General features: G+C 74.4%; 13 protein-coding genes, 1 tRNA gene, 1 other RNA gene and 1 riboswitch. Of the genes, 14 read left to right on the top strand and 1 reads right to left on the bottom strand.

Annotated elements, in window-relative coordinates:
• Positions 1–34: 34 nt before the first annotated feature.
• From ACIBNE_RS14935 to ACIBNE_RS14980, 10 genes are all read left to right on the top strand, one after another.
• Positions 35–1,369: an O-acetylhomoserine aminocarboxypropyltransferase/cysteine synthase family protein gene (locus tag ACIBNE_RS14935; RefSeq protein ID WP_399271361.1), complete on the top strand. Its 1,335-nt coding sequence runs from the start codon at positions 35–37 to the stop codon at positions 1,367–1,369.
• Positions 1,370–1,519: 150 nt separating this feature from the next.
• Positions 1,520–2,686 (top strand): homoserine O-acetyltransferase, encoded by a 1,167-nt coding sequence (locus ACIBNE_RS14940; RefSeq protein ID WP_399271649.1) that lies wholly within the window; start codon positions 1,520–1,522, stop codon positions 2,684–2,686.
• A gap of 65 nt (positions 2,687–2,751) precedes the next feature.
• Complete coding sequence (locus ACIBNE_RS14945; RefSeq protein WP_399271359.1) at positions 2,752–4,068, top strand: APC family permease; 1,317 nt, start codon at positions 2,752–2,754, stop codon at positions 4,066–4,068.
• Between the two features lie 81 nt (positions 4,069–4,149).
• Positions 4,150–5,454 (top strand): homoserine dehydrogenase, encoded by a 1,305-nt coding sequence (locus ACIBNE_RS14950; RefSeq protein ID WP_399271358.1) that lies wholly within the window; start codon positions 4,150–4,152, stop codon positions 5,452–5,454.
• Complete coding sequence (locus ACIBNE_RS14955) at positions 5,451–6,905, top strand: MFS transporter (RefSeq protein ID WP_399271357.1); 1,455 nt, start codon at positions 5,451–5,453, stop codon at positions 6,903–6,905. Before ACIBNE_RS14950 ends, ACIBNE_RS14955 begins: the two co-directional genes overlap by 4 nt.
• Positions 6,898–9,108 (top strand): molybdopterin oxidoreductase family protein, encoded by a 2,211-nt coding sequence (locus ACIBNE_RS14960; protein ID WP_399271356.1) that lies wholly within the window; start codon positions 6,898–6,900, stop codon positions 9,106–9,108. The genes ACIBNE_RS14955 and ACIBNE_RS14960 overlap by 8 nt, the downstream gene beginning before the upstream one ends.
• Positions 9,105–10,871: an FAD-dependent oxidoreductase gene (locus tag ACIBNE_RS14965; RefSeq protein WP_399271355.1), complete on the top strand. Its 1,767-nt coding sequence runs from the start codon at positions 9,105–9,107 to the stop codon at positions 10,869–10,871. Before ACIBNE_RS14960 ends, ACIBNE_RS14965 begins: the two co-directional genes overlap by 4 nt.
• Positions 10,868–12,184: an aspartate kinase gene (locus tag ACIBNE_RS14970; protein WP_399271354.1), complete on the top strand. Its 1,317-nt coding sequence runs from the start codon at positions 10,868–10,870 to the stop codon at positions 12,182–12,184. The genes ACIBNE_RS14965 and ACIBNE_RS14970 overlap by 4 nt, the downstream gene beginning before the upstream one ends.
• On the top strand, positions 12,181–13,668 hold the full coding sequence (locus tag ACIBNE_RS14975) for a glutamate-5-semialdehyde dehydrogenase (protein ID WP_399271353.1): 1,488 nt from the start codon (positions 12,181–12,183) through the stop codon (positions 13,666–13,668). The genes ACIBNE_RS14970 and ACIBNE_RS14975 overlap by 4 nt, the downstream gene beginning before the upstream one ends.
• A gap of 177 nt (positions 13,669–13,845) precedes the next feature.
• A riboswitch (cyclic di-AMP (ydaO/yuaA leader) is annotated at positions 13,846–14,056 on the top strand.
• 82 nt (positions 14,057–14,138) lie between these two features.
• On the top strand, positions 14,139–14,303 hold the full coding sequence (locus ACIBNE_RS14980) for a hypothetical protein (RefSeq protein WP_399271352.1): 165 nt from the start codon (positions 14,139–14,141) through the stop codon (positions 14,301–14,303).
• A 269-nt stretch (positions 14,304–14,572) separates the two neighbouring features.
• On the opposite strand, the gene ACIBNE_RS14985 is transcribed toward ACIBNE_RS14980, so the two are convergent.
• Positions 14,573–14,657: transfer RNA gene (locus ACIBNE_RS14985), tRNA-Ser, on the bottom strand.
• A 74-nt stretch (positions 14,658–14,731) separates the two neighbouring features.
• Between ACIBNE_RS14985 and ffs the strand changes: the two genes are divergently transcribed.
• From ffs to ACIBNE_RS15005, 4 genes are all read left to right on the top strand, one after another.
• An RNA gene (gene ffs, locus ACIBNE_RS14990) (signal recognition particle sRNA small type) lies at positions 14,732–14,826 on the top strand.
• 45 nt (positions 14,827–14,871) lie between these two features.
• Positions 14,872–17,118, top strand: a complete 2,247-nt coding sequence (locus ACIBNE_RS14995; RefSeq protein WP_399271351.1) for a DNA polymerase III subunit gamma and tau — start codon at positions 14,872–14,874, stop codon at positions 17,116–17,118.
• A gap of 60 nt (positions 17,119–17,178) precedes the next feature.
• The gene (purD, locus tag ACIBNE_RS15000) at positions 17,179–18,429 is read left to right on the top strand and encodes a phosphoribosylamine--glycine ligase (protein ID WP_399271350.1); all 1,251 of its coding nucleotides are present in this window, start codon (positions 17,179–17,181) and stop codon (positions 18,427–18,429) included.
• Between the two features lie 293 nt (positions 18,430–18,722).
• Positions 18,723–20,477, top strand: a complete 1,755-nt coding sequence (locus tag ACIBNE_RS15005) for a hypothetical protein (protein ID WP_399271349.1) — start codon at positions 18,723–18,725, stop codon at positions 20,475–20,477.
• Positions 20,478–20,576 lie beyond the last annotated feature (99 nt).

Genomic DNA, 20,576 nt, shown 5'->3' on the forward strand with positions numbered 1-20,576 from the left:
CCTCCCACCCCTTTTTCCGGAAGGACCCCTCTCCATGCTGTCCAGCGACGAAGCGGAGCTGTTCGACGACCGCGGTTACGTCCGGCGCGAGTCGGCGACCGTCCAGGGCGGCCGGCACGTCCGCATGGGCGTCAACCCGCCGCTCATCACGCCCATCTACATGACGGCCGCCTACGAGTTCCCCGACGCCGACATGGCGGCCGGGCTGTTCGGCCTCGAAGGCAACGGGCACGCCTACACCCGCCTGGGCAACCCCACCCTGAACGTGTTCGAGGAGCGCATGGCCCAGATAGACGGCGGCGTCGCCGGTCTGGCCACGGCCTCCGGGCACGCGGCGGTGACGCTGTCGATCCTCAACCTGGTCGAGGCGGGCGACAACATCGTCTCCTCGAACGAGCTGTTCGGCGGCATCTGGAGCCTGCTGGGCGCCACGCTGCGGCGGCTCGGCGTGGACACCAGGTTCGTCAGCCCGGCCGACCCGAAGAACTTCGAGGAGGCGACCGACGACAGGACCCGCCTCTACTTCGGCGAGACCCTGCCCAACCCGCGCCTGCGGATCTTCCCCATCGGGGAGGTCGCCGAGATCGGCGCGCGCTACGGGATCCCGCTGATCATGGACAACACCCTGCAGCCGTTCACCTGCCGCCCCTTCGACCACGGCGCCGCGGTCTCCGTCTACTCGGGCACCAAGTACCTGGGCGGCCACGGCTCGGCGATCGGCGGCGTCATCGTCGACAGCGGCAACTTCGACTGGGACAACTCCCCGCGCCACCCGCAGATGACCCTGCCCGACCCCGCGTACGGGAACGTCGTCTGGGGCGAGGAGTGCCGCAAGCTCCCCGACACCCGGGGCCGCAGCAGCTACCTCTTCAAGGCCCGCGAGACCCTGCTGCGCGACCTCGGCCTGTGCCTGAGCCCCTTCAACGCCTTCCTCATCCTCCAGGGCATCGAGACGCTGCCGCTGCGCATGCCCGCGCACTCGGACAACGCCCTGAAGGTCGCCGAGTTCCTCGTGGGCCACCCCAAGGTCGACCTGGTGCGCCACCCGAGCCTGGCGGAGGGCACCGAGGCCGAGCAGGTCGAGCGCTACCTGGGCGGCGGGTTCGGGCCCATGGTGATGGTCGAGCTGAAGGGCGGACGGAAGGCGGGGGCCCGATTCATCGAGGGGCTCAAGCTCTTCTCGCACGTCACGAACGTCGGCGACGTGCGCTCGCTGGCCACCCACCCCGCCTCCACGACCCACGCCCACCTGCCGGAGAAGGACCTGCTCGGCGCCGGGATCACCCAGGGGTCGGTGCGGCTCGCGGTCGGCCTCGAACACCCCGACGACCTGATCCACGACCTGGAGCAGGCACTGGCCGCGGTGTAGCGCCGCCCGGCCGTACGACTCCACCCGGCCGTACGACTCCACCCGGCCGTACGACTCCGTACGACCGGAAGTACCGCCCGGCCGTACGGAGTCGTACGGCCGTACAGCTCCGCCCGTTCGAACCGCACGCGACAACAGGGGGATCTTGTGGTGCTCAAGGGCTGGCCCGCGCCGACCAGCAGCCGTCTGTCGTTCGTCACGCCCTTCCCGGAAGGCCGTCCGCTACACCTCGCGACGGGCGGGCGATTAGCCCCGGTACAGGTGGCGTACGAGACCTTCGGCCGGCTCAACGAGACGCGCGACAACGTGGTGTTCGTCTGCCACGCGCTGACCGGCGATGCGCATCCGGCGCGCCACGGCGCGGACGACGCGCCGGGCTGGTGGGAGGCGATGGTGGGCCCCGGCCGACCGGTGGACACCCACAAGTACTACGTGGTCTGCGCGAACGTCCTCGGGGGCTGCGCGGGCACCACGGGCCCCTGGGCGGCGGGACCCGACTCCGTGCCCCACGGGGACGCGTTCCCCGAGATCTCCGTGGCCGACATGGTCGCCGTCCACCGCGCCCTGCTCACCACCCTGGGGATCCGCCGGCTGCGGGCCGTCGTCGGCGGGTCCCTGGGCGGGATGCAGACCCTGGAGTGGCTGCTGCGCCACCCGGGGGACGCGGACGGCTTCGCGGTCATCGCGTCCACGGCCCGGCAGAGCGCCGACAACCTCGCCTGGAACGCGATCGCCCGGCACGCCATCCGCAGCAGCGCCGCGGTCGACCCCTCGCGGGAGGACGGCCTGCGCGCGGGCCTGGGCACGGCCCGGATGATCGCCCACCTCACGTACCTCTCCGAGCGGTCCCTCCAGCGCAAGTTCGGCCGCACCGCGCGCAGGAGCGGCACGCGCACCCATCCGTCGCCGGTCGTGCAGGGCGACTTCGCCGTCGAGGGCTACCTGGAACACCAGACGGACAAGTTCCTGCGCCGCTTCGACGCCCGGAGCTATCTGCACCTCATGGACGCCATGGACCGCTTCGACGCGTTCGCGGCCCCCGACCGGCTGCACACCCTGCCCGTACCGCCCGACGTGCTGCTCTACAGCTTCGCGTCCGACCGGCTCTTCGGCCCCGAGCACAGCGAGCACGTCAGGACCGGGCTGGCGGCGCGCGGCCTGGCCGCCCGGCACGAGCGGGACACGACGAGCGACGTCGGACACGACGCGTTCCTGCTGGAGGTCCCGGGCTTCCTGGCCGCCGCGGCCGGGTTCCTGGCGGGACTCGACCGGCGCCCCGCCGCCGTACGCGGCGACCTCGTCCCCAGCTCCGGCTGACGCCCCGGCCGGTCCGCACTCCCCTGCCCGTCCGTACGGCCCCGACCCCACGGAGAGAAGAAGACATGAGTTCCAGCCATCGCATCGGCGTGGCGCAGGGAACCGCGCTGTACGTCGGCGCGGTCCTCGGCGGCGGCGTCCTCGCCCTGCCCGCCCTGACGGCACGCGAGGCGGGCCCGGCCTCCCTGGTGGCCTGGGCCCTGATGGTCGCGTTCTGCGTCCCGATCGCCAGCGCGTTCGCCTCGCTCGGCATGCGCTACCCCGACGGGGGCGGGGTGGCCACCTACGCGGCCAAGGCGTTCGGGCCCCGCACCTCGGCCCCCGTGGGCTGGCTCTTCTACTTCGCCGTCCCCGTCGGCACGGCGAGCGCCGCCATCGTCGGCGGCTCCTACGTCGCCGACGCGCTGGGCGGCGGCTACCTGATGTCGCTCGGCGTCGCCGCGGTCCTGCTGCTCGGCGCCTACATCAGCAACTGGCTGGGCCTGAAGCTCTCCGGCGGGCTGCAACTGCTGCTCGTCGGGCTGCTCGCCGCCCTCATGGTCGTCGCCATCGCGGTCGCCGCGCCCGACTCGCACGGCGACAACTTCACCCCGTTCGCGCCGCACGGCTGGTTCGCCGTCGGCCACGCCGCCACCCTGCTGTTCTTCGCCTTCTCCGGCTGGGAGGCGGTCTCGCACCTGTCGGGCGAGTTCTCCAACCCCCGGCGCCAACTGCCCATCGTCACCGGCCTGACCATCGTCGTCGTGGCCGTCCTCTACCTGGGCGTGGCCACCACGTCGATGGCCGTGCTCGGCTCCGACCCCGAGCGCGGCTCGGTGCCGCTGACCCTCCTGCTGGAACGGGGCATCGGCGACTCCGCCCGCGCCGTCACCGCGGGCGCGGCCGCCCTGCTCACCTTCGCCACCGTCAACGCCTACATCGCGGGCGGCTCCCGGCTCGGCGCCGCCCTCGGCAGGGACGGCGACCTGCCCAGGGCCCTGGGCAAGGGCCACCGCGCGGGCGAGATCCCCAAGCGCAGCCTCGTCGTCCTCGCGTCGCTGACCGCCGTACTGCTGGTGTGCGCGGCCGTCCTGGACATCAGGCTCGACCCGATCATGACCGCGGCCTCGGCCTGCTTCGTCGCGGTGTACGTCGCCGGGCTCTCCGCCGCGGTCAAGCTGCTGCGCGGCAGCCCCTTCGGCCGCCTGGGCGCCGTCGTCTCGCTCGTCGCCGTCCTGGTCGTCTTCTGCTTCTTCGGCTGGTACCTGCTGCTGCCGGTGTCGCTCGCCGTCGGCGCCAAGGTCTTCCAGCGCTTCACGGCGGGGCGCGCGGCACCCGCCGAACCGGAAGCGGCCCCCGCCGCGCAGGAGGACCGGCCGTCCTCCGAGACCGTCGCCGGCTGAGCGCTCCACCGGGCCGACGACCGACCGGCCCGTCGCGCGGACATCCACCGCGCGGACATCCACGAACTCTGGGGGGACCACATGAAACGCACCACGGGGGCGCTCCGCGTCGCGCTCCTCGGGCACGGCACCGTGGGCGCCGAGACGGCCCGCGCCCTCACCGGGCGCGCCGCCGAACTGGCGACCAGGACCGGCGCGCCCGTAGAACTCGCGGGCATCGCCGTACGCAGACCCAGGGAACTGCCGGGCATCGACGGCTCCCTGGTCACCACCGACGCGCACGGCCTCGTCACCCGGGGCGACGTCGACGTCGTCGTCGAGCTCATCGGCGGCATCGAACCGGCCCGCTCCCTGGTCACCGCCGCCATGGAGGCCGGGGCGTCCGTGGTCACCGCGAACAAGGCGCTGATCGCGGCCGACGGCGTCGAACTGCACCGCATCGCCCGCAAACAGGGCGTCGGCCTCGCCTACGAGGCGGCCGTCGCGGGCGCCGTGCCGGTGCTGCGCCCGCTGCGGCAGTCGCTGGCCGGCGACCGGCCGCTGCGGGTGACGGGCATCGTCAACGGCACGACCAACTTCATCCTGGACCGGATGGCGGACTCCGGGGGCACGTTCCAGGGCGCCCTGCACGAGGCCCAGCGCCTCGGCTACGCGGAGGCGGACCCCACGGCCGACGTCAGCGGCGCGGACGCCGCGGCGAAGATGGCGATCCTGGCGCGCATCGCCTTCGACACCGAACTGCCCCTGGAGGAAGTCCGCTTCGAGGGCATCACCCACATCGGTCCGAGCGACGTCGCCCACGCGGACGCCAACGGCTGCGTCATCAAACTGGTCGGGATCTGCGACCGCACGCCGGACGGCGTCAGCGCCCGCGTCCACCCCATGCTCGTCCCCAGGGGACACGCGCTGGCCGGGGTGCGCGGAGCGGACAACGGCATCCTCGTGGAGGCGCTGGCCGCGGGCGAGCTGATGTTCCACGGGGCGGGCGCGGGCGGCCTCGCCACGTCGAGCGCGGTGCTCGGCGACCTCGTCGAGCTGTGCCGCGAACGGGTCGCGGGCCGGGGCGCGGCACAGGCGGAGCTCTCCCGGGTGCTGCCGCACGGCCCCAGGTCGCAGGTGGCCGCCCGCCACCACATCAGCATGTTCGTCACCGACGAACCCGGGGTCCTCTCGCGGATCAGCGCGGTCTTCGCCGACCGGGGGGTCTCCCTGGAGACCGTACGGCAGGAGGGGCTGGGCGCCGAGGCGGAACTGGCGCTCGTCACGCACCCGGCCACGGACGCCGCGATCACCGAAGTGATCGCCGGGCTCGGCGAACTGACCTGCACGCGCGAGGTCATCCGCAGCATCCGCCTCCTGGGGACCCGGAAGGAGCCGGTGGGGTGAGCACCGAACTGCGTGCTCCGGCCACCGAGGCGGATCCGTCCCCGCCGGGGAACCCGGGCAGGGCCGACGGCCGGGGACCGGCCGGGGGCCGCTGGATCGAGCACTGGGAGCCGGGCGACGCCGAGTTCTGGCGGAGCACCGGACGGCGGGTGGCCCGGCGCAACCTGCTCTGGTCGGTGGTCAGCGAACACCTGGGCTTCACCGTCTGGACGCTGTGGAGCGTCGTCACCGTCGAGCTCTCGGACCGGAACTTCACCGCCGACCAGCTCTTCTGGCTGGTCGCCCTGCCGAGCCTGGTCGGCGCCGTGCTGCGCATCCCGTACACCTTCGCGCCCGCCCGCTACGGCGGGCGCAACTGGACGGTCGTCAGCACGCTGCTGCTCCTGGTGCCCGCCGTCCTGCTGGCCGTCGCGGTCGCCGACCCGTCCACGCCGTACTGGTTCTTCCTGCTGTGCGCCGCGACCGCTGGCCTGGGCGGCGGCAACTTCGCCTCCAGCATGGCCAACATCACCCACTTCTACCCCGAGTCCCGGCAGGGCGCGGCCCTCGGCGTCAACGCCGCGGGCGGCAACGTCGGCGTCAGCTCGGTGCAGTTGGCGGTCCCGTTCGTCATCTCGTCCCTGGGGCTCGCCGCGGCCGGTCTCGTCTGGCTCCCCCTGGTGCTCCTGGCCGCGCTCGGCGCCCTGCTGCGCATGGACAACCTGCGGACGGCGGCCACCGCCCCCGTGCGGCCCTTCGAGGCCCTCAAGGCGGGCCAGACCTGGCTGGTCGCGGTCCTCTACATCGGCACGTTCGGTTCGTTCGTCGGCTTCTCGACCGCGCTGCCCCTGCTGCTGACCGTGGAGTTCCCCGGCACGGACGCCGTCCACTACGTCTTCCTGGGCGCGCTCGTCGGCTCGGCGGCGCGCCCGCTGGGCGGCCTGCTGGCCGACCGGTACGGCGGGTCCGCGGTCACCCTGGCCAACTTCCTCTGCATGGCGGCGGGTTCGCTGGGCGCGTGGGCCGCGGTGCGCGGCCACTCGTACGCCGGTTTCCTGCTCGCCTTCCTGGCGCTCTTCCTCACCGCGGGCATCGGCAACGGATCCACGTACCGGATGATCCCCGCCCTGTTCGTCGCGCGCGCCCTGCGCGAGGGCGGGCCCGGCGACGAGCGGGAGCGGCGCGCCAGGGGCCGACGGCTGGCGGCCGCCGCGCTGGGGCTGGTCTCCGCGATCGGCGCCCTGGGCGGGTTCTTCGTCAACCGCGCGCTCGGCGAGTCCATCGGCGCGACGGGCGACTCCGGCGGCGCGCTGCTGGCCTTCACCGCCTACTACGTGCTGTGCGCGGCCGTGACCTGGGTGTGCGGCCGCAGGCTCGGCGGTGCGGAACGGGCGGGTGGTTCGCGGCTCGGCGGTGCGGGACAGGTCGGCGGTTCGCGGCTCGCCGGTGCGGGACGGAGCGGCGATGAGTGAGCCCCTGCCGACGGCCGCCGCAGCGCCGCACGGTACCGCCACGCACTGCCCGTACTGCGCGCTCCAGTGCGGCATGTGGCTGCACACCGACGACACGGGCCGCACCACCGTGGCCCCCCGCGACTTCCCCACCAACCAGGGCGGACTGTGCCGCAAGGGCTGGACCGCGGCCGACCTCCTCGCACGGGGCCGCAGGCTCACGACGCCCCTGGTGCGGCGCACCCCCGGCGGACCGCTCGAAGAGGCCGACTGGGACGAGGCGCTGCGCCGCGTGGCCGACGGGATCCGCGCGATCCAGCGGAGCCACGGCCCCGACGGCGTGGCCGTCTTCGGCGGCGGCGGGCTGACCAACGAGAAGGCGTACCTCCTGGGCAAGTTCGCCCGGGTCGTGCTGCGCACGGCGAACATCGACTACAACGGCCGGTTCTGCATGTCGTCGGCCGCCGCCGCAGGCCTGCGCGCGTTCGGCCTCGACCGGGGCCTGCCCTTCCCGCTCGCCGACGTGGGACGGGCCGACGCGCTGCTCCTGGTCGGCGCCAACCCGGCGGAGACCATGCCGCCGTTCGTCCGCTACCTGGACGCCCAGCAGGCGGCGGGCGGCTCCCTGGTGGTCGTGGACCCGCGGCGCACCGCCACCGCCGCCCGCGCCGACCTGCACCTGCGGCCCGTACCCGGCACGGACCTGGCCCTGGCGGCCGGTCTGCTCCACATCGCCGTGGCCGAGGGCCTGGTCGACGAGGAGTACGTGGCCGGGCGCACCCGGGGCTTCACCGACGTGCGCGAGAGCGTCGCCGCCTACTGGCCCGAGCAGGTCGAACGCCTCACCGGCGTCCCGGTCGCCGACCAGTACCGCGCCGTGCGCCTGCTCGCCGCCGCCCCGCGCGCCCTCGTCCTCACCGGGCGCGGGGGCGAACAGCACCGGAGCGGCACCGACACCGTCAGCGCGTTCATCAACCTGGCCCTGGCGCTCGGCCTGCCCGGCCGGGAGGGCTCCGGATACGGCTGCCTGACCGGGCAGGGCAACGGCCAGGGCGGCCGGGAGCACGGCCAGAAGGCGGACCAGCTGCCGGGCTACCGCCGCATCGACGACCCGGCGGCCCGCGCCCACGTCGCCCGGGTCTGGGGCGTGCCGCCCGACTCCCTGCCGGGCCCCGGCGTCAGCGCGTACGAACTGCTGCGCTCCCTCGGTACGGAGGGCGGGCCGCGCGGCCTGCTGGTGTTCGGCAGCAACCCGGTCGTCTCGGCGCCCAACGCGAACCTGGTCGAGGAGCGGCTGCGCGGCCTGGACCTGCTGGTGGTCGCGGATCCGGTGCTCAGCGAGACCGCCGCACTCGCGGACGTCGTCCTGCCCTCGGCCCAGTGGGCGGAGGAGGACGGCACGACGACCAACCTGGAGGGCCGCGTCATCCGCAGGCGCCGGGCCGTCGCGCCGCCTCCCGGAGTCCGTACGGACCTGTGGACGCTCACCGAGCTGAGCCGCGGGCTCGGCCGGTCCACCGGGTTCTCCGACAGCGCGCGCGAGGTGTTCGACGAACTGCGCAGGGCGTCGGCGGGCGGGCCCGCGGACTACTCGGGCATCACCTACGGGCTCATCGACGCGCAGGACGGGGTGTTCTGGCCGCGGCCCGGGGCGGGGCCGGGGGAGGAGGCGGGTGAGGAGGCGGGTGAGGTGCCGGACGGGTCGTCGGACGCGCCGGGCCCCGGCCTCCAGGGCGTGCCGCCCGGTCCTCAAGGGCCGCCCGCCGAGGGCACCCCCCGGATGTTCCTCGACGCCTTCGCCCACCCCGACGGCCGGGCCCGTTTCGTGGCCGTCGACCACACGCCGTCGGCTGAGACGCCCGACGCGCACTACCCCCTCCACCTGACCACCGGACGGATCATGCAGCACTACCAGAGCGGTGCCCAGACCCGTCGCATCTCCGCACTGACCGACGACGTCGGCGAACCGCACGTGGAGATCCACCCCGACCTGGCCGCCCGGTACGGCGTCGCCGCCGGGGACCGGGTCCGGCTGGTGAGCCGCCGCGGTTCGGCCGAGGCGGCCGCCAGGATCACCGCGGCGGTGCCCCCGGACACCCTGTTCATGCCGTTCCACTGGGGCGGCGCGCAGCGGGTCAACTCGGTGGTGGGCGACGCGCTCGACCCGGTGTCCCGGATGCCGGAGTTCAAGGTCGCCGCCGTACGGCTGGAGCGCCTGGGATGACCCCCACGCATCTGGTCGTCGTCGGCAACGGCATGGCGGGCCACCGGGTGGCGGCCGAGACGCACCGCCGCGACCCGGCCGTGCGGATCACCGTCGTCGGCGGCGAGCCGAGGCACGCGTACAACCGGGTCCTGCTGACCAACCTGCTGGCGGGCCGGGCCACCGAGGAGAGCATCGCGCTGCCCGCGCTCCCCCCTGACGTGTCCGTGCTCACCGGCCGGACGGCCGTGGCCCTGGACGTGTCGGAGCGCGCGGTGACGCTCGACGGCGGGGACGTCCTGCCGTACGACCGGCTGGTCCTGGCCACCGGCAGCACGCCTTTCGTACCGCCGCTGAAGAGGCTCGTCGGCGACGACGGCAGTCTCGTGCCGGGCGTCGTGGCCTTCCGCACCCTCGACGACTGCCGACGCATCGCGCGGCTCGCCGACGCGGGGACGCGCGCCCTCGTCCTGGGCGGCGGCCTGCTCGGCGTCGAGGCGGCGAGGGGGCTCGCGGAGCGCGGCCTGAGCGTTCGGATCCTGCACGCGGCGCCGCACCTGATGGAACGCCAACTCGACGGTACGGCCGGGGCGATGCTGGCCGAGTCGCTGGGCGGGCTGGGCATCGAGGTCCTGACCGGGATCGACGTGGTCGGCGGCGCGCGCGACGAGGAGTCCGCGGGCGTCGGACTCTCTTGCGCGCCGACGGGGACCGCCCCCCACGCGTCCACAGGGACGGACCCCACCGGCGCGACCACCGCCACCGGCCGCACGGGCGCGTCCACTGCCACAGGCCGCACGGGCGCGTCCACCGGCACCGGCCGAACCGGCGCGTCCACCGCCACCGGCCGCACGGGCGCGTCCACCGCCACCGGCCGCACCGGCGCGTCCACTGCCACCGGCCGCACCGGCGCCTTCGCCGCCACCGACCCCACCGGCACATTCGCCACCACCGAACTCGCCGACGCCTTCAACGGCGTCGAACTCGCCGACGGCCGCACCGTCCCGGGCGACCTCCTGGTCGTGGCGTGCGGCACGCGCCCCGACATCGCCCTGGCCAGGAGCGCGGGTCTCGCCACGGGGCGCGGCGTGCGGGTGGACGCGTGGATGCGGACGAGCGATCCGGCCGTGTACGCCGTGGGCGACTGCGCCGAGCACGAGAACACCGTCTCGGGCCTCGTCGCCGCCGCCTGGGACCAGGCCGGGGTCGCGGCGGCGGCGCTGACCGGCGCCGCCGGCTCCCCGCCGTACCGGCCGAGCCGCCCGGTCGCCCGCCTCAAGGCGGCGGGCGTCGACCTCGCGGCGCTCGGCGACCCGACCGCCGGGGCCGGTCCCGACCGCGAGGTCGTCACGTACACCGACACCCGGCGGGCCGTCTACCAGCGGATCGTGCTCAGCGGCGAGCGCGTCACCGGCGCGGTCCTGCTCGGCGACACCTCGACCGCGGGCATCGTCACCCGGCTCTTCGACCGCCAGGAGGCGGTGCCCCGCGACCGCAGGCTGCTGCTCTTCCCCGAACTCGCCGAAGCGGGCGCCGCGACGGGCAACGGCCCCGCGGCGCTCCCGGACGACACGGTCGTCTGCCAGTGCAACGGCGTCACCAAGGGCGCGCTGCTGCGCTGTCGGGCCGGGGGCGCGCGCGACCTGGCAGCCGTCGCCCGCGCGACCGGGGCCACCACGGGCTGCGGCGGCTGCGCGCCGACGGTCGCGGAACTCCTCGCGCTCCCGACGGCAGAAGCACCGAAGAACCCCACAGGGACGACAGAAAGGCAGGAAGAAGAATGACGCTCGTCGTGCAGAAGTACGGCGGCTCCTCGGTGGCCGACGCCGAGTGCGTCCAGCGCGTCGCCCGGCGGGTGGTGGCGGCCAGGGAGGCGGGCCACGACGTCGTCGTGGTGGTGTCCGCCATGGGGGACACCACGGACGAACTCCTCGACCTGGCGGACCGGATCAGCACCGGCCCCGCGGGCCGCGAGCTGGACATGCTGCTCACCGCGGGCGAGCGCGTCTCCATGGCCCTGCTCGCCATGGCCGTCACGGAACTCGGCCACCACGCCACCTCGTTCACCGGTGCGCAGGCGGGCATGATCACGGACGCCGTGCACGGCAGGGCGCGGATCGTCGAGGTGGTGCCGGACCGGATACGGGCGGCGCTCGCGGCCGGGTCCGTCGTCATCGTGGCGGGTTTCCAGGGCGTCTCGCAGGACACGCGGGACGTGACGACCCTGGGGCGCGGCGGCTCCGACACCACGGCGGTCGCGCTGGCCGCGGCCCTCGACGCCGACCTGTGCGAGATCTACACGGACGTCGACGGCGTGTTCACCGCCGACCCGAGGATCGTGCCCGCGGCCCGTGCGCTGTCCGAGGTCGGCTACGACGAGATGCTCGAACTCGCCGCCCACGGCGCCAAGATCCTGCACTCGCGCTGCGTGGAGTACGCCAAGCGCTACCGGGTCCCGCTCCGGGTGCGCTCCTCGTTCGCGGACGACATCGGATCCGCCGCGGCCCACGCGGGCACGCGCATCACGCCCACCAAGGAAGGCACGCCCACCAAGGAAGGAACGACGGCCCCCGCCATGGAAGCCCCGCTGATATCCGGAATCGCGCACGACCGCGGCCGGTCGAAGATCACTGTCGTCGGCGTCCCGGACAAGCCGGGAGCGGCCGCCGTCGTGTTCGGCGCGCTCGCCGACGCCGGATGCGACATCGACATGATCGTGCAGAACGCCTCGACCGAGGCCACGGACTGCACGGACATCTCCTTCACCCTGCCCGCGTCGGGGACGGAGCCCGCCCTGGAGGCCCTGCGGCGCATCCAGCAGGACACCGGCTTCCCGGCGCTGCGCCTCGACGACCGGGTCGGCAAGCTCTCCGTGGTGGGCCTGGGCATGCGCTCCCACCCCGGGGTGTCGGCCACGCTGTTCTCCGCCCTGGCTGACACCGGCGTCAACATCCAGATGATCTCCACGTCGGAGATCCGCACCTCGGTCGTCGTCCACGCCGACGACATCGAGGCCGCGGCCCGCGCGGTCCACACGGCGTTCGGCCTCGACAGCGAACGGCCCGAAGCCGTGGTGCACGGAGGTACGGGCCGATGACCGCCTCGCCCCCGCTGCACCCCTCGCTCCCCGCACCCCTCTGGAACCCCACACCTCACATGCCGCACACCCCCGCCACGCCCCCCACCTCCTCCGCGCCCTCCGCCACGCCCTCCGCACCCCCCGCCTCCTCCGCACCCCCCTCCTCCCCCTCCTCCGTACCGCCCTGCACGTCCCTCGCGTCCGGCACGGTCCGCGAGGCCGCCCTGGCCGCCAGGTCCGCCGCCGACCGCCTCGCTGTCACCACGGGCGCCGAGCGCGACGCGGCGCTGGTCGCGGTGGCCGCGCGGCTGGCCGCCCGCGTCCCGGACGTCATCGCCGCGAACGCGATGGACCTGGCCGCCGCCCGCGCGGCCGGACTGCCGGACGCGGTGCTCGACCGGCTGACGCTGACGGCGGGGCAGGTCGAGGACCTGGCCGCCATGGTCCGCGCGCTGGCGGACCGCCCCGACCCGCTCGGCGAGGTGATCAGCGGGGCGGTGATGCCCAGCGGCCTGGACGTACGGCAGATCCGCACCCCGATCGGCGTGGTCGGCATGGTCTACGAGGGCCGGCCCAACGTCACGGTCGACGCGGGCGTGCTCTGCCTCAAGAGCGGCAACGCGGCGCTGCTGCGCGGCTCGTCGACCGCCCGGCACACCAACGCCGCACTGGTGGAGATCATGCGCGAGGGGGTCGCGGACGCGTCGCTGCCGCCCGACGCGCTCCAGACCGTCCCGGGCGCCACCCGCGACTCCGTACGCGAACTCATGTCCCTCACCGGCCTCGTGGACGTCCTGATCCCCCGGGGCGGCCGCGAACTGATCAGGACCACGGTGCGCGAGTCCGCCGTACCCGTGATCGAGACGGGGGTGGGCAACTGCCACGTCTACGTGGACGAGCACGCCGACCTGGACATGGCACTGGACATCCTGCTCAACGCCAAGACCCAGCGCCCCTCGGTCTGCAACGCCGCCGAGTCCCTCCTCGTGCACGCCGCCGTCGCCCCCGCGTTCCTGCCCCGCGCCCTGGCCGCCCTGGCGGAGCGGAAGGTGACGGTCCACGGCGACGAACGGGTGCGCGCCCACAGCGACGCGGTGGTGCCCGCGACGGACGAGGACTGGGGGCGCGAATACCTGTCCCTGGACATCGCGGCCGCGGTCGTGGACTCGCTGGACGCCGCCGTACGCCACATCCGCCTGCACGGCAGCGGCCACACGGAGGCGATCGTCACCGACTCCCAGACGGCGGCCCACCGCTTCGTCGCGGCACTGGACACCGCGGTGGTGGCGGTCAACGCCTCGACCCGCCTGGCCGACGGCGCGGAACTGGGCCTGGGCACGGAGCTGGGCATCTCCACCCAGAAACTGCACGCCCGCGGCCCCATGGGCCTCACGGCCCTGACCACCACCAAACACGTCCTGACCGGCACGGGCCACGTCCGAGGAGCCGCCCGGAAGTTCCCCGACCTGAGCTGCGAGGCCCTGAACACCCCGACGCCGTAGCCCCGAACCTGTTGACGGAGGGTCAACCCCCGCTTGACCAGGGTCAATTGATCGTTCTTCGCAACTGAACGGACAGTAGTGACCATCCCCACAAATGGCCGATTTCTTAGGGGCTTTTGGGGTGTTCTGCGTCACGATCTCTTCCAAGACAAGCCCTCGTCACAGACGACGGGGCCGTCCGGGCGGACGCCGAGTCCTGCCGCCGCCCGGACGCTCTGTCGACAGGAGTGGATCGGCAGGAGTGGAGGACCCAGGCAAGACGGGTCGCCGTGACGGTCGCGCCACGACCGAACGAGCGGCCCTTGGGGTGAAGCCGCGTCAGCGGCCGGGTAACTTCGTTGGCCCGAATCCGACAGGTCATCCTTCATAGGCGGCTGACGAAGGCAGAGCGAGCCATGACGGCAGCGCAGAACAATCCGCAACTCTCCGGGCCGGGGGACGGGTCTCCGAGAAACAGGAAGACGGAAGCCGTGATCACGATCCTGGTCGCGATCATCGGCGGGTGCTTCGCGGGAATCCTCCGTCGAACGATGGAGGGGGTCTCGTACTACGAGGCCATCAGCACAGGGGCTCTGGCCGCACTCGGGCTGGGCGGCTTCATCTTCGTGGTCCTGACCTACGTCAACAGGTCGTGACCAAGGGCAAACAGGAGGTCGGCCAACCTCCACCACCCGTCGGAGGCGCCAACAGGAAGGTCCCGGCCCCCACGGCGATCCCGTAGGAGACGCGGACAAGGCGGGAGGGCCCCTGGCACCTGGGTCAGGGACCCTCCTCCCCTGGTCGAACCGGATGTCACCACCGGATCGGTGCACCGGGACGGAAACAGAGACGGAAACTGAGATGGAAACTGTGCCGGGGAACGACGAAGGCCCGGACCGTTTGCACGGTCCGGGCCTTCTGCCTGCGGAGGATACGAGATTCGAACTCGTGAGGGGTTGCCCCCAACACGCTTTCCAAGCGTGCGCCCTAGGCCTCTAGGCGAATCCTCCGCCGCAAACAATACAAGACGCCGGGGGGTGCTCGCGAACTCGATCCCGGGCGGGGGGATCCGCTAGGGTGGGGGGCAGCCCCTCACGTGGCGCTATCTGACTGAACTCCCCCAGGGCCGGAAGGCAGCAAGGGTAGGTCGGCTCTGGCGGGTGCGTGGGGGGCGCCTTGCGTTCCTGGGCCGGGTTGTCGGTGGGCCCGGATAACCTCGTAGGTGTGTCGTCCCTTGCGCTGTACCGCCGCTATCGCCCCGAGTCGTTCGCCGAGGTCATCGGGCAGGAGCATGTCACTGCCCCGCTGATGCAGGCCCTGCGGAACAACCGGGTCAATCACGCGTACCTGTTCAGTGGTCCGCGCGGCTGTGGCAAGACCACCAGCGCGCGGATCCTCGCCCGCTGCCTGAACTGCGAGCAAGGTCCCACCCCCACGCCCTGCGGGGAGTGCCAGTCCTGCCGCGACCTCGCGCGGAACGGGCCGGGGTCCATCGACGTGATCGAGATCGACGCCGCTTCGCACGGTGGTGTGGACGACGCCCGTGACCTGCGCGAGAAGGCGTTCTTCGGGCCCGCGAGCAGCCGCTACAAGATCTACATCATCGACGAGGCCCACATGGTCACGTCGGCGGGCTTCAACGCGCTGCTCAAGGTGGTCGAGGAGCCGCCGGAGCACCTGAAGTTCATCTTCGCGACGACGGAGCCCGAGAAGGTCATCGGGACCATCAGGTCGCGCACGCACCACTACCCCTTCCGGCTCGTGCCCCCCGGGACCCTGCGGGACTACCTCGGCGAGGTGTGCGGCAGGGAGAGCGCCTCCGTCGAGGAGGGCGTGCTGCCGCTGGTCGTGCGGGCCGGTGCCGGTTCCGTGCGCGACTCCATGTCCGTCATGGACCAGCTGCTCGCCGGCGCGGACGACGAGGGCGTGACGTACGCCATGGCGACCGCCCTCCTCGGCTACACCGACGGGTCGTTGCTCGACTCGATGGTGGACGCCTTCGCCGCGGGGGACGGCGCCGCCGCCTTCGAGGTCGTCGAGCAGGTCATGGAGGGCGGCAACGACCCCCGGCGGTTCGTCGCCGACCTGCTGGAGCGGCTGCGCGACCTGGTGATCCTCGCCGCCGTGCCCGACGCGGGCGAGAAGGGGCTCATCGACGCCCCGGCCGACGTCGTGGAGCGCATGCAGGCCCAGGCGTCGGTGTTCGGCGCCGCCGAGCTCAGCCGCGCCGCCGACCTGGTCAACACCGGGCTCACGGAGATGCGCGGCGCCACGTCGCCGCGGCTCCAGGTGGAGCTGATCTGCGCGCGCGTGCTGCTGCCCGCCGCCTTCGACGACGAGCGCTCGCTCCAGGCCCGGCTCGACCGGCTGGAGCGCGGCGGAGTGACCTTCTCGGGTACGCCGGGCGGCGGCGGCGCGCCCGCCGTGGGGTACGTCCCCGGGCCCGACGCCCACGGGCACGCGCCCGCGCCGATGGCCCAGGCCCCGATGGCCCCGCCCGCCCCGGCCCCGGTGGCCGGCCCCGTGCAGGCCGCTCCGGCCCCCGCACCCGTACAAGCTCCGGCGCAGGCTCCCGCCCAGGCGCCCGCCCCCGCCCAGGCGCCCCCGCCCGCCCAGCCCGCCGCCGCGCGCCCCGGCGCCTGGCCCGGCAGCGGCGGCGGCAGCGGAGCCGGTGTCGGCGGGGGTGCCGGTGCCGGTGGCGGACAGCCCGGCGGCTGGCCCACCGCCTCCGCGCCCGGCCAGGGCCGCCCCGCCCCCGCCGCGCAGAACCCCGCGCAGAACCCCGCGGCGCAGGCCCCGGGCCACGCCCCCGGCCAAGCTCCCGCCGCGCCCGCCCCCGGCGGCGGCGACCCGGCGCAGGGCGCCGCGACCGTGCGCAACCTCTGGCCGAGCATCCTGGACGCGGTCAAGAACCGCCGCCGCTTCACCTGGATCCTGCTCAGCCAGAACGCCCAGGTCACCGGCTTCGACGGCACGACCCTCCAGATCGGCTTCCTCAACGCGGGCGCCCGCGACAACTTCGCGAGCAGCGGCAGCGAGGACGTCCTCAAGCAGGCGCTCGCCGAGCAGTTCAACTACCACTGGAAGGTCGAGGCGATCGTCGACCCGTCGGGCGGCGGCCAGCCGGTCCAGGGCGGCATGGGAGCCCCGGGAGGCATGGGAGGCATGCAGGCGCGCCCGCCCATGCCGCCGCCCTCCGCCCCGGCCCCCGCGCCGATGCCCGCCCCGGCCCCCGTACCGCAGACCGCCCCCGCCCCGTCGCACGCGCAGCCGCCGCAGCAGTCCGCGCCCCAGGGCCCGCCCGCGCAGGCCCCCGCCCGGACGCCGGAGTACGCGCCCCCGCCGGTCGCGCCCGAGGACGACATCCCCGAGGAGGACGACCCGGACCTCGTCGACTCGGCGCTCTCGGGCCACGACCTGATCGTGCGGGAGCTGGGCGCTTCGGTGGTGGAGGAATATACGAACGAGTAGGGGAGGGGCGGTCGGAGGCCCGTACGAAGGCAGCGCGGCGCGGCGGCTAGGCTGGCTGCCGTGAACGTCCTTGTCATCGGCGGCGGCGCCCGCGAACACGCCCTGTGCCGCTCTCTCTCGCTCGACCCCGGCGTCACCGCCCTGCACTGCGCGCCCGGCAACGCCGGGATCGCGGAGGTCGCCCAGCTCCACCCGGTCGACCAGCTGGACGGCGAGGCCGTGGCCCGCCTCGCCACCGAACTCGGCGCGGGCCTCGTGGTCGTCGGCCCCGAGGCGCCGCTGGTCGCCGGCGTCGCCGACGCCGTGCGCGCGGCCGGCATCCCCTGCTTCGGCCCCTCCCGCGAGGCGGCGCTGCTGGAGGGTTCCAAGGCGTTCGCGAAGGACGTCATGGCGGCGGCGGGCGTGCCCACCGCGCGCTCCTACGTCTGTACGACCCCGGAGGAGATCGACGAGGCCCTGGACGCCTTCGGCGCTCCGTACGTCGTGAAGGACGACGGTCTCGCGGCGGGCAAGGGCGTCGTGGTCACCGAGGACGTCGAGGCGGCCCGTACCCACGCGCTGGCCTGCGACCGCGTCGTGATCGAGGAGTTCCTGGACGGCCCCGAGGTCTCCCTCTTCGCGATCACCGACGGCGTGACGGTCCTCCCGCTCACGCCCGCCCAGGACTTCAAGCGCGCGCTCGACGGCGACGAGGGCCCCAACACCGGCGGCATGGGCGCGTACTCCCCGCTCCCGTGGGCCGACCCCAAGCTGGTCGACGAGGTCCTGGCGACCGTGCTCCAGCCGACCGTCGACGAACTGCGCCGCCGCGGCACGCCCTTCTCGGGACTGCTGTACGCGGGCCTGGCGATCACCTCGCGCGGCGTACGGGTCATCGAGTTCAACGCCCGCTTCGGCGACCCCGAGACGCAGGTCGTGCTGGCCCGCCTCAAGACGCCGCTGGCCGGTGTCCTGCTGAACGCCGCGAACGGCACGCTGGACTCCGAGCCGCCGCTGAACTGGCGCGACGACGCGGCCGTCACCGTCGTCGTCGCCTCGCACAACTACCCGGGCACCCCCCGCACCGGCGACCCGATCACGGGCCTGGACGAGATCGCGGCCCAGGACGCCCCCGAGGCGTACGTCCTGCACGCCGGTACGAAGCGCGAGGGCGACGCGGTCGTCAGCGCGGGCGGCCGGGTGCTGTCGGTGACCGCGACGGGTGCGGACCTGGCGCAGGCGCGGGAGCGCGCGTACGCCGCGGTCGCCCGCATCGGTCTCGACGGCTCGCAGCACCGTACGGACATCGCGCGCGAGGCCGCGGAGGGCTGAGCCCCGCCGCTGTGGGGAGCCGCCCCGAGAGAGCCGCCCGAGGGAGCCGCCCGGGGAGCGGTCCCGGGGCGGCCGCAGTCTAGGGCCGATCGTCATCACCTCTGCCCAAAGCCATTCCATCGGGTGACGACTGCCCCATCTGGATGACGCCCGCCGCAGCCCCAACTAGGGTGCGGCGCAGGCGTTCCGGCACTTGGCCCACCGGCATTGCGATGTCGGTGGAGGGTGCCACAGTGGGGGAGTGAACAGATCCGTCACGGAAGCATCAGGGGCAGAGGGGGTGACGTCCGGCCGTGTCCAGTACCGATGCGGGTGAGGAGCGGGGCGCGCGGGCCGCACACGCCCGCGCCCTCGCCGTGCTGCGGGTGCGCAGCAGGGCACTGGCCGTGGCGCTGCTGCCCGCGGCCGTCGCCGTGGTGCTGCTGTTCGCCGCCGCCAAGGGTTTCGTCGGCGGCGCGGGCTGGGACGCGGCGCGCTGGGCCGTGACGGGCTGCGCGGTGGCGGTGCTGCTGCTGGCGGCGGCCGTCGCCGCGGTGGTGGCCCGTGCCAGACCTGCGGTCAGCCCGACCGTCCCGCTCGACGAGGCCGCCGCGCCCGACCTCTACCGGATGGTCCGCGAGCTGGCCGAGCGCCTCGACGTGCCGGCGCCGTCGGCGGTGGCGCTCACCCCCGACTGCGACAGCTGGCTGGAGGACCGCAGCCACCCCGCCACGAAGGCCGTGAACGCCACGAAGGCCGGGAGCAACGCGAAGGCCGGTAGCGCCACGAAGCCCGGGAGCAACGCGAAGTCAGGGAACGGCACGGGCGCCGGGACCGCGGCGCGTGCCGACGGGCCGGGCACCGCGATATCCGGGGCCCCCGGCAGGGCGTCGCGCCGCCGTACCCCCGCGCCCGTCCTCGTCATCGGCTCCCCGTTCCTCTGGTGGATGCGCGTCGGCGAGCTGCGCGCGGTCCTCGCGCCCGTCGTCGCGGGCACGGGCCCGTCGGCCCACCCGGACATAGCGGCGGCCCGCCGTTTCGTACGGGGCCTGGACGCCGCCGCCGCGATCGCCTCGCGCCCCGGGCTCGACCCCGTACGCAGGGCCGCGTACGGCACGGTCGCCCGGTGCGCCCGCGTCCTGCTGCGGGGCGTCAGGGGCCACGCCACCGAGATGGAGCGCGGGGTCGCCGCGGCCGCGTCCGAGCGCGCCCAGGCCGTCGACTACGGCCTGCGGATCGTCGCCCAGGAGCAGGTCGGCCTCGCCTACGCGGGCTGGGACCGGCTGCTCACCCGGGTCGCGCTGCCCGCCTGGCGGATGGGCCGCTGGCCCTCCAGGCTCGACGCGGGCGTCGTCTCCGCCCTCACCGAACTCTCCCGCCGCGACCGCCTCGCCGAGGGCTTCGCCTCCCGGCTCGGCGAGCGGCCCGCCTGCGACCTCCTCGAAGAGCCCGGCGCGGCGGACGAGGCGGCGTCGCTCCTCGCGGCCAGGCTCTTCCACGGCGGCCCCGCCGAGACGGGCCCCGACTGGTCCCCGGTCGACTGGCAGGAGTACCCGGAAGAGGTCGTCGACCGGAAGTGGCGCACGGAGGCGGCGCGCCTCCAGCGGGTCCTGGACGCGGCGGGCGTCAGCGACCCGACCCTCGACCGGGTCCTGGACCACCTCGAAGGCGGCGAGCGCTGCGATCCGCTGGCGGCGGGGCTCGGCGCGGAGCTGGCCAGGGAGGAGGCGGCCCGCGAGGCGGCGGCCCCCGCGGTGCCCGAGGCGGCCGCGCTGAACCTCTGGGGCCCCGATCCGCTGCCGCTGTTCCCGCTCCAGCCGCCGCGCACGGGGCGCGACCTGCTGGCCGACCACGTCACGGCGATGGTCTGCTGCGCGGCCGTCGACACCGCGGGGGCGGCGCCCGGCCTGGACTGGCTGGACGGTCCCGCGTTGCTGGTGGAGGGGGAGCGCAGGGCGGATCTCGGCGGGCGGGTGCTGAGCCTGGTCGAGGACGGGGACGGGGAGCCGCTGCGGGAGTGGATCGCGGCGGTCGGGGTGCGTCCGGAGAAGCCGGTGCGGCTGGTCTGAGGGCGCGGCGCCCCACGGGGTGCCCCCGGACCGGCCGAGACACCCCGCCTGACCTGTGCTTTCGCCGCTCTCCGCCGGAACCTCCCGCTCCGTTCACGT

The sequence above is a fragment of the Streptomyces sp. NPDC050504 genome, assembly GCF_044458065.1.
Taxonomy (GTDB): domain Bacteria; phylum Actinomycetota; class Actinomycetes; order Streptomycetales; family Streptomycetaceae; genus Streptomyces.

Bases quoted from the DNA above. Each gene is read 5' to 3' on its own strand.
- ACIBNE_RS14945 (WP_399271359.1), top strand. From the start codon at position 2,752: ATGAGTTCCAGCCATCGCATCGGCGTGGCGCAGGGAACCGCGCTGTAC.
- ACIBNE_RS14935 (WP_399271361.1), top strand. From the start codon at position 35: ATGCTGTCCAGCGACGAAGCGGAGCTGTTCGACGACCGCGGTTACGTC.
- ACIBNE_RS14960 (WP_399271356.1), top strand. From the start codon at position 6,898: ATGAGTGAGCCCCTGCCGACGGCCGCCGCAGCGCCGCACGGTACCGCC.
- ACIBNE_RS14965 (WP_399271355.1), top strand. From the start codon at position 9,105: ATGACCCCCACGCATCTGGTCGTCGTCGGCAACGGCATGGCGGGCCAC.
- ACIBNE_RS14975 (WP_399271353.1), top strand. From the start codon at position 12,181: ATGACCGCCTCGCCCCCGCTGCACCCCTCGCTCCCCGCACCCCTCTGG.
- ACIBNE_RS14970 (WP_399271354.1), top strand. From the start codon at position 10,868: ATGACGCTCGTCGTGCAGAAGTACGGCGGCTCCTCGGTGGCCGACGCC.
- ACIBNE_RS14950 (WP_399271358.1), top strand. From the start codon at position 4,150: ATGAAACGCACCACGGGGGCGCTCCGCGTCGCGCTCCTCGGGCACGGC.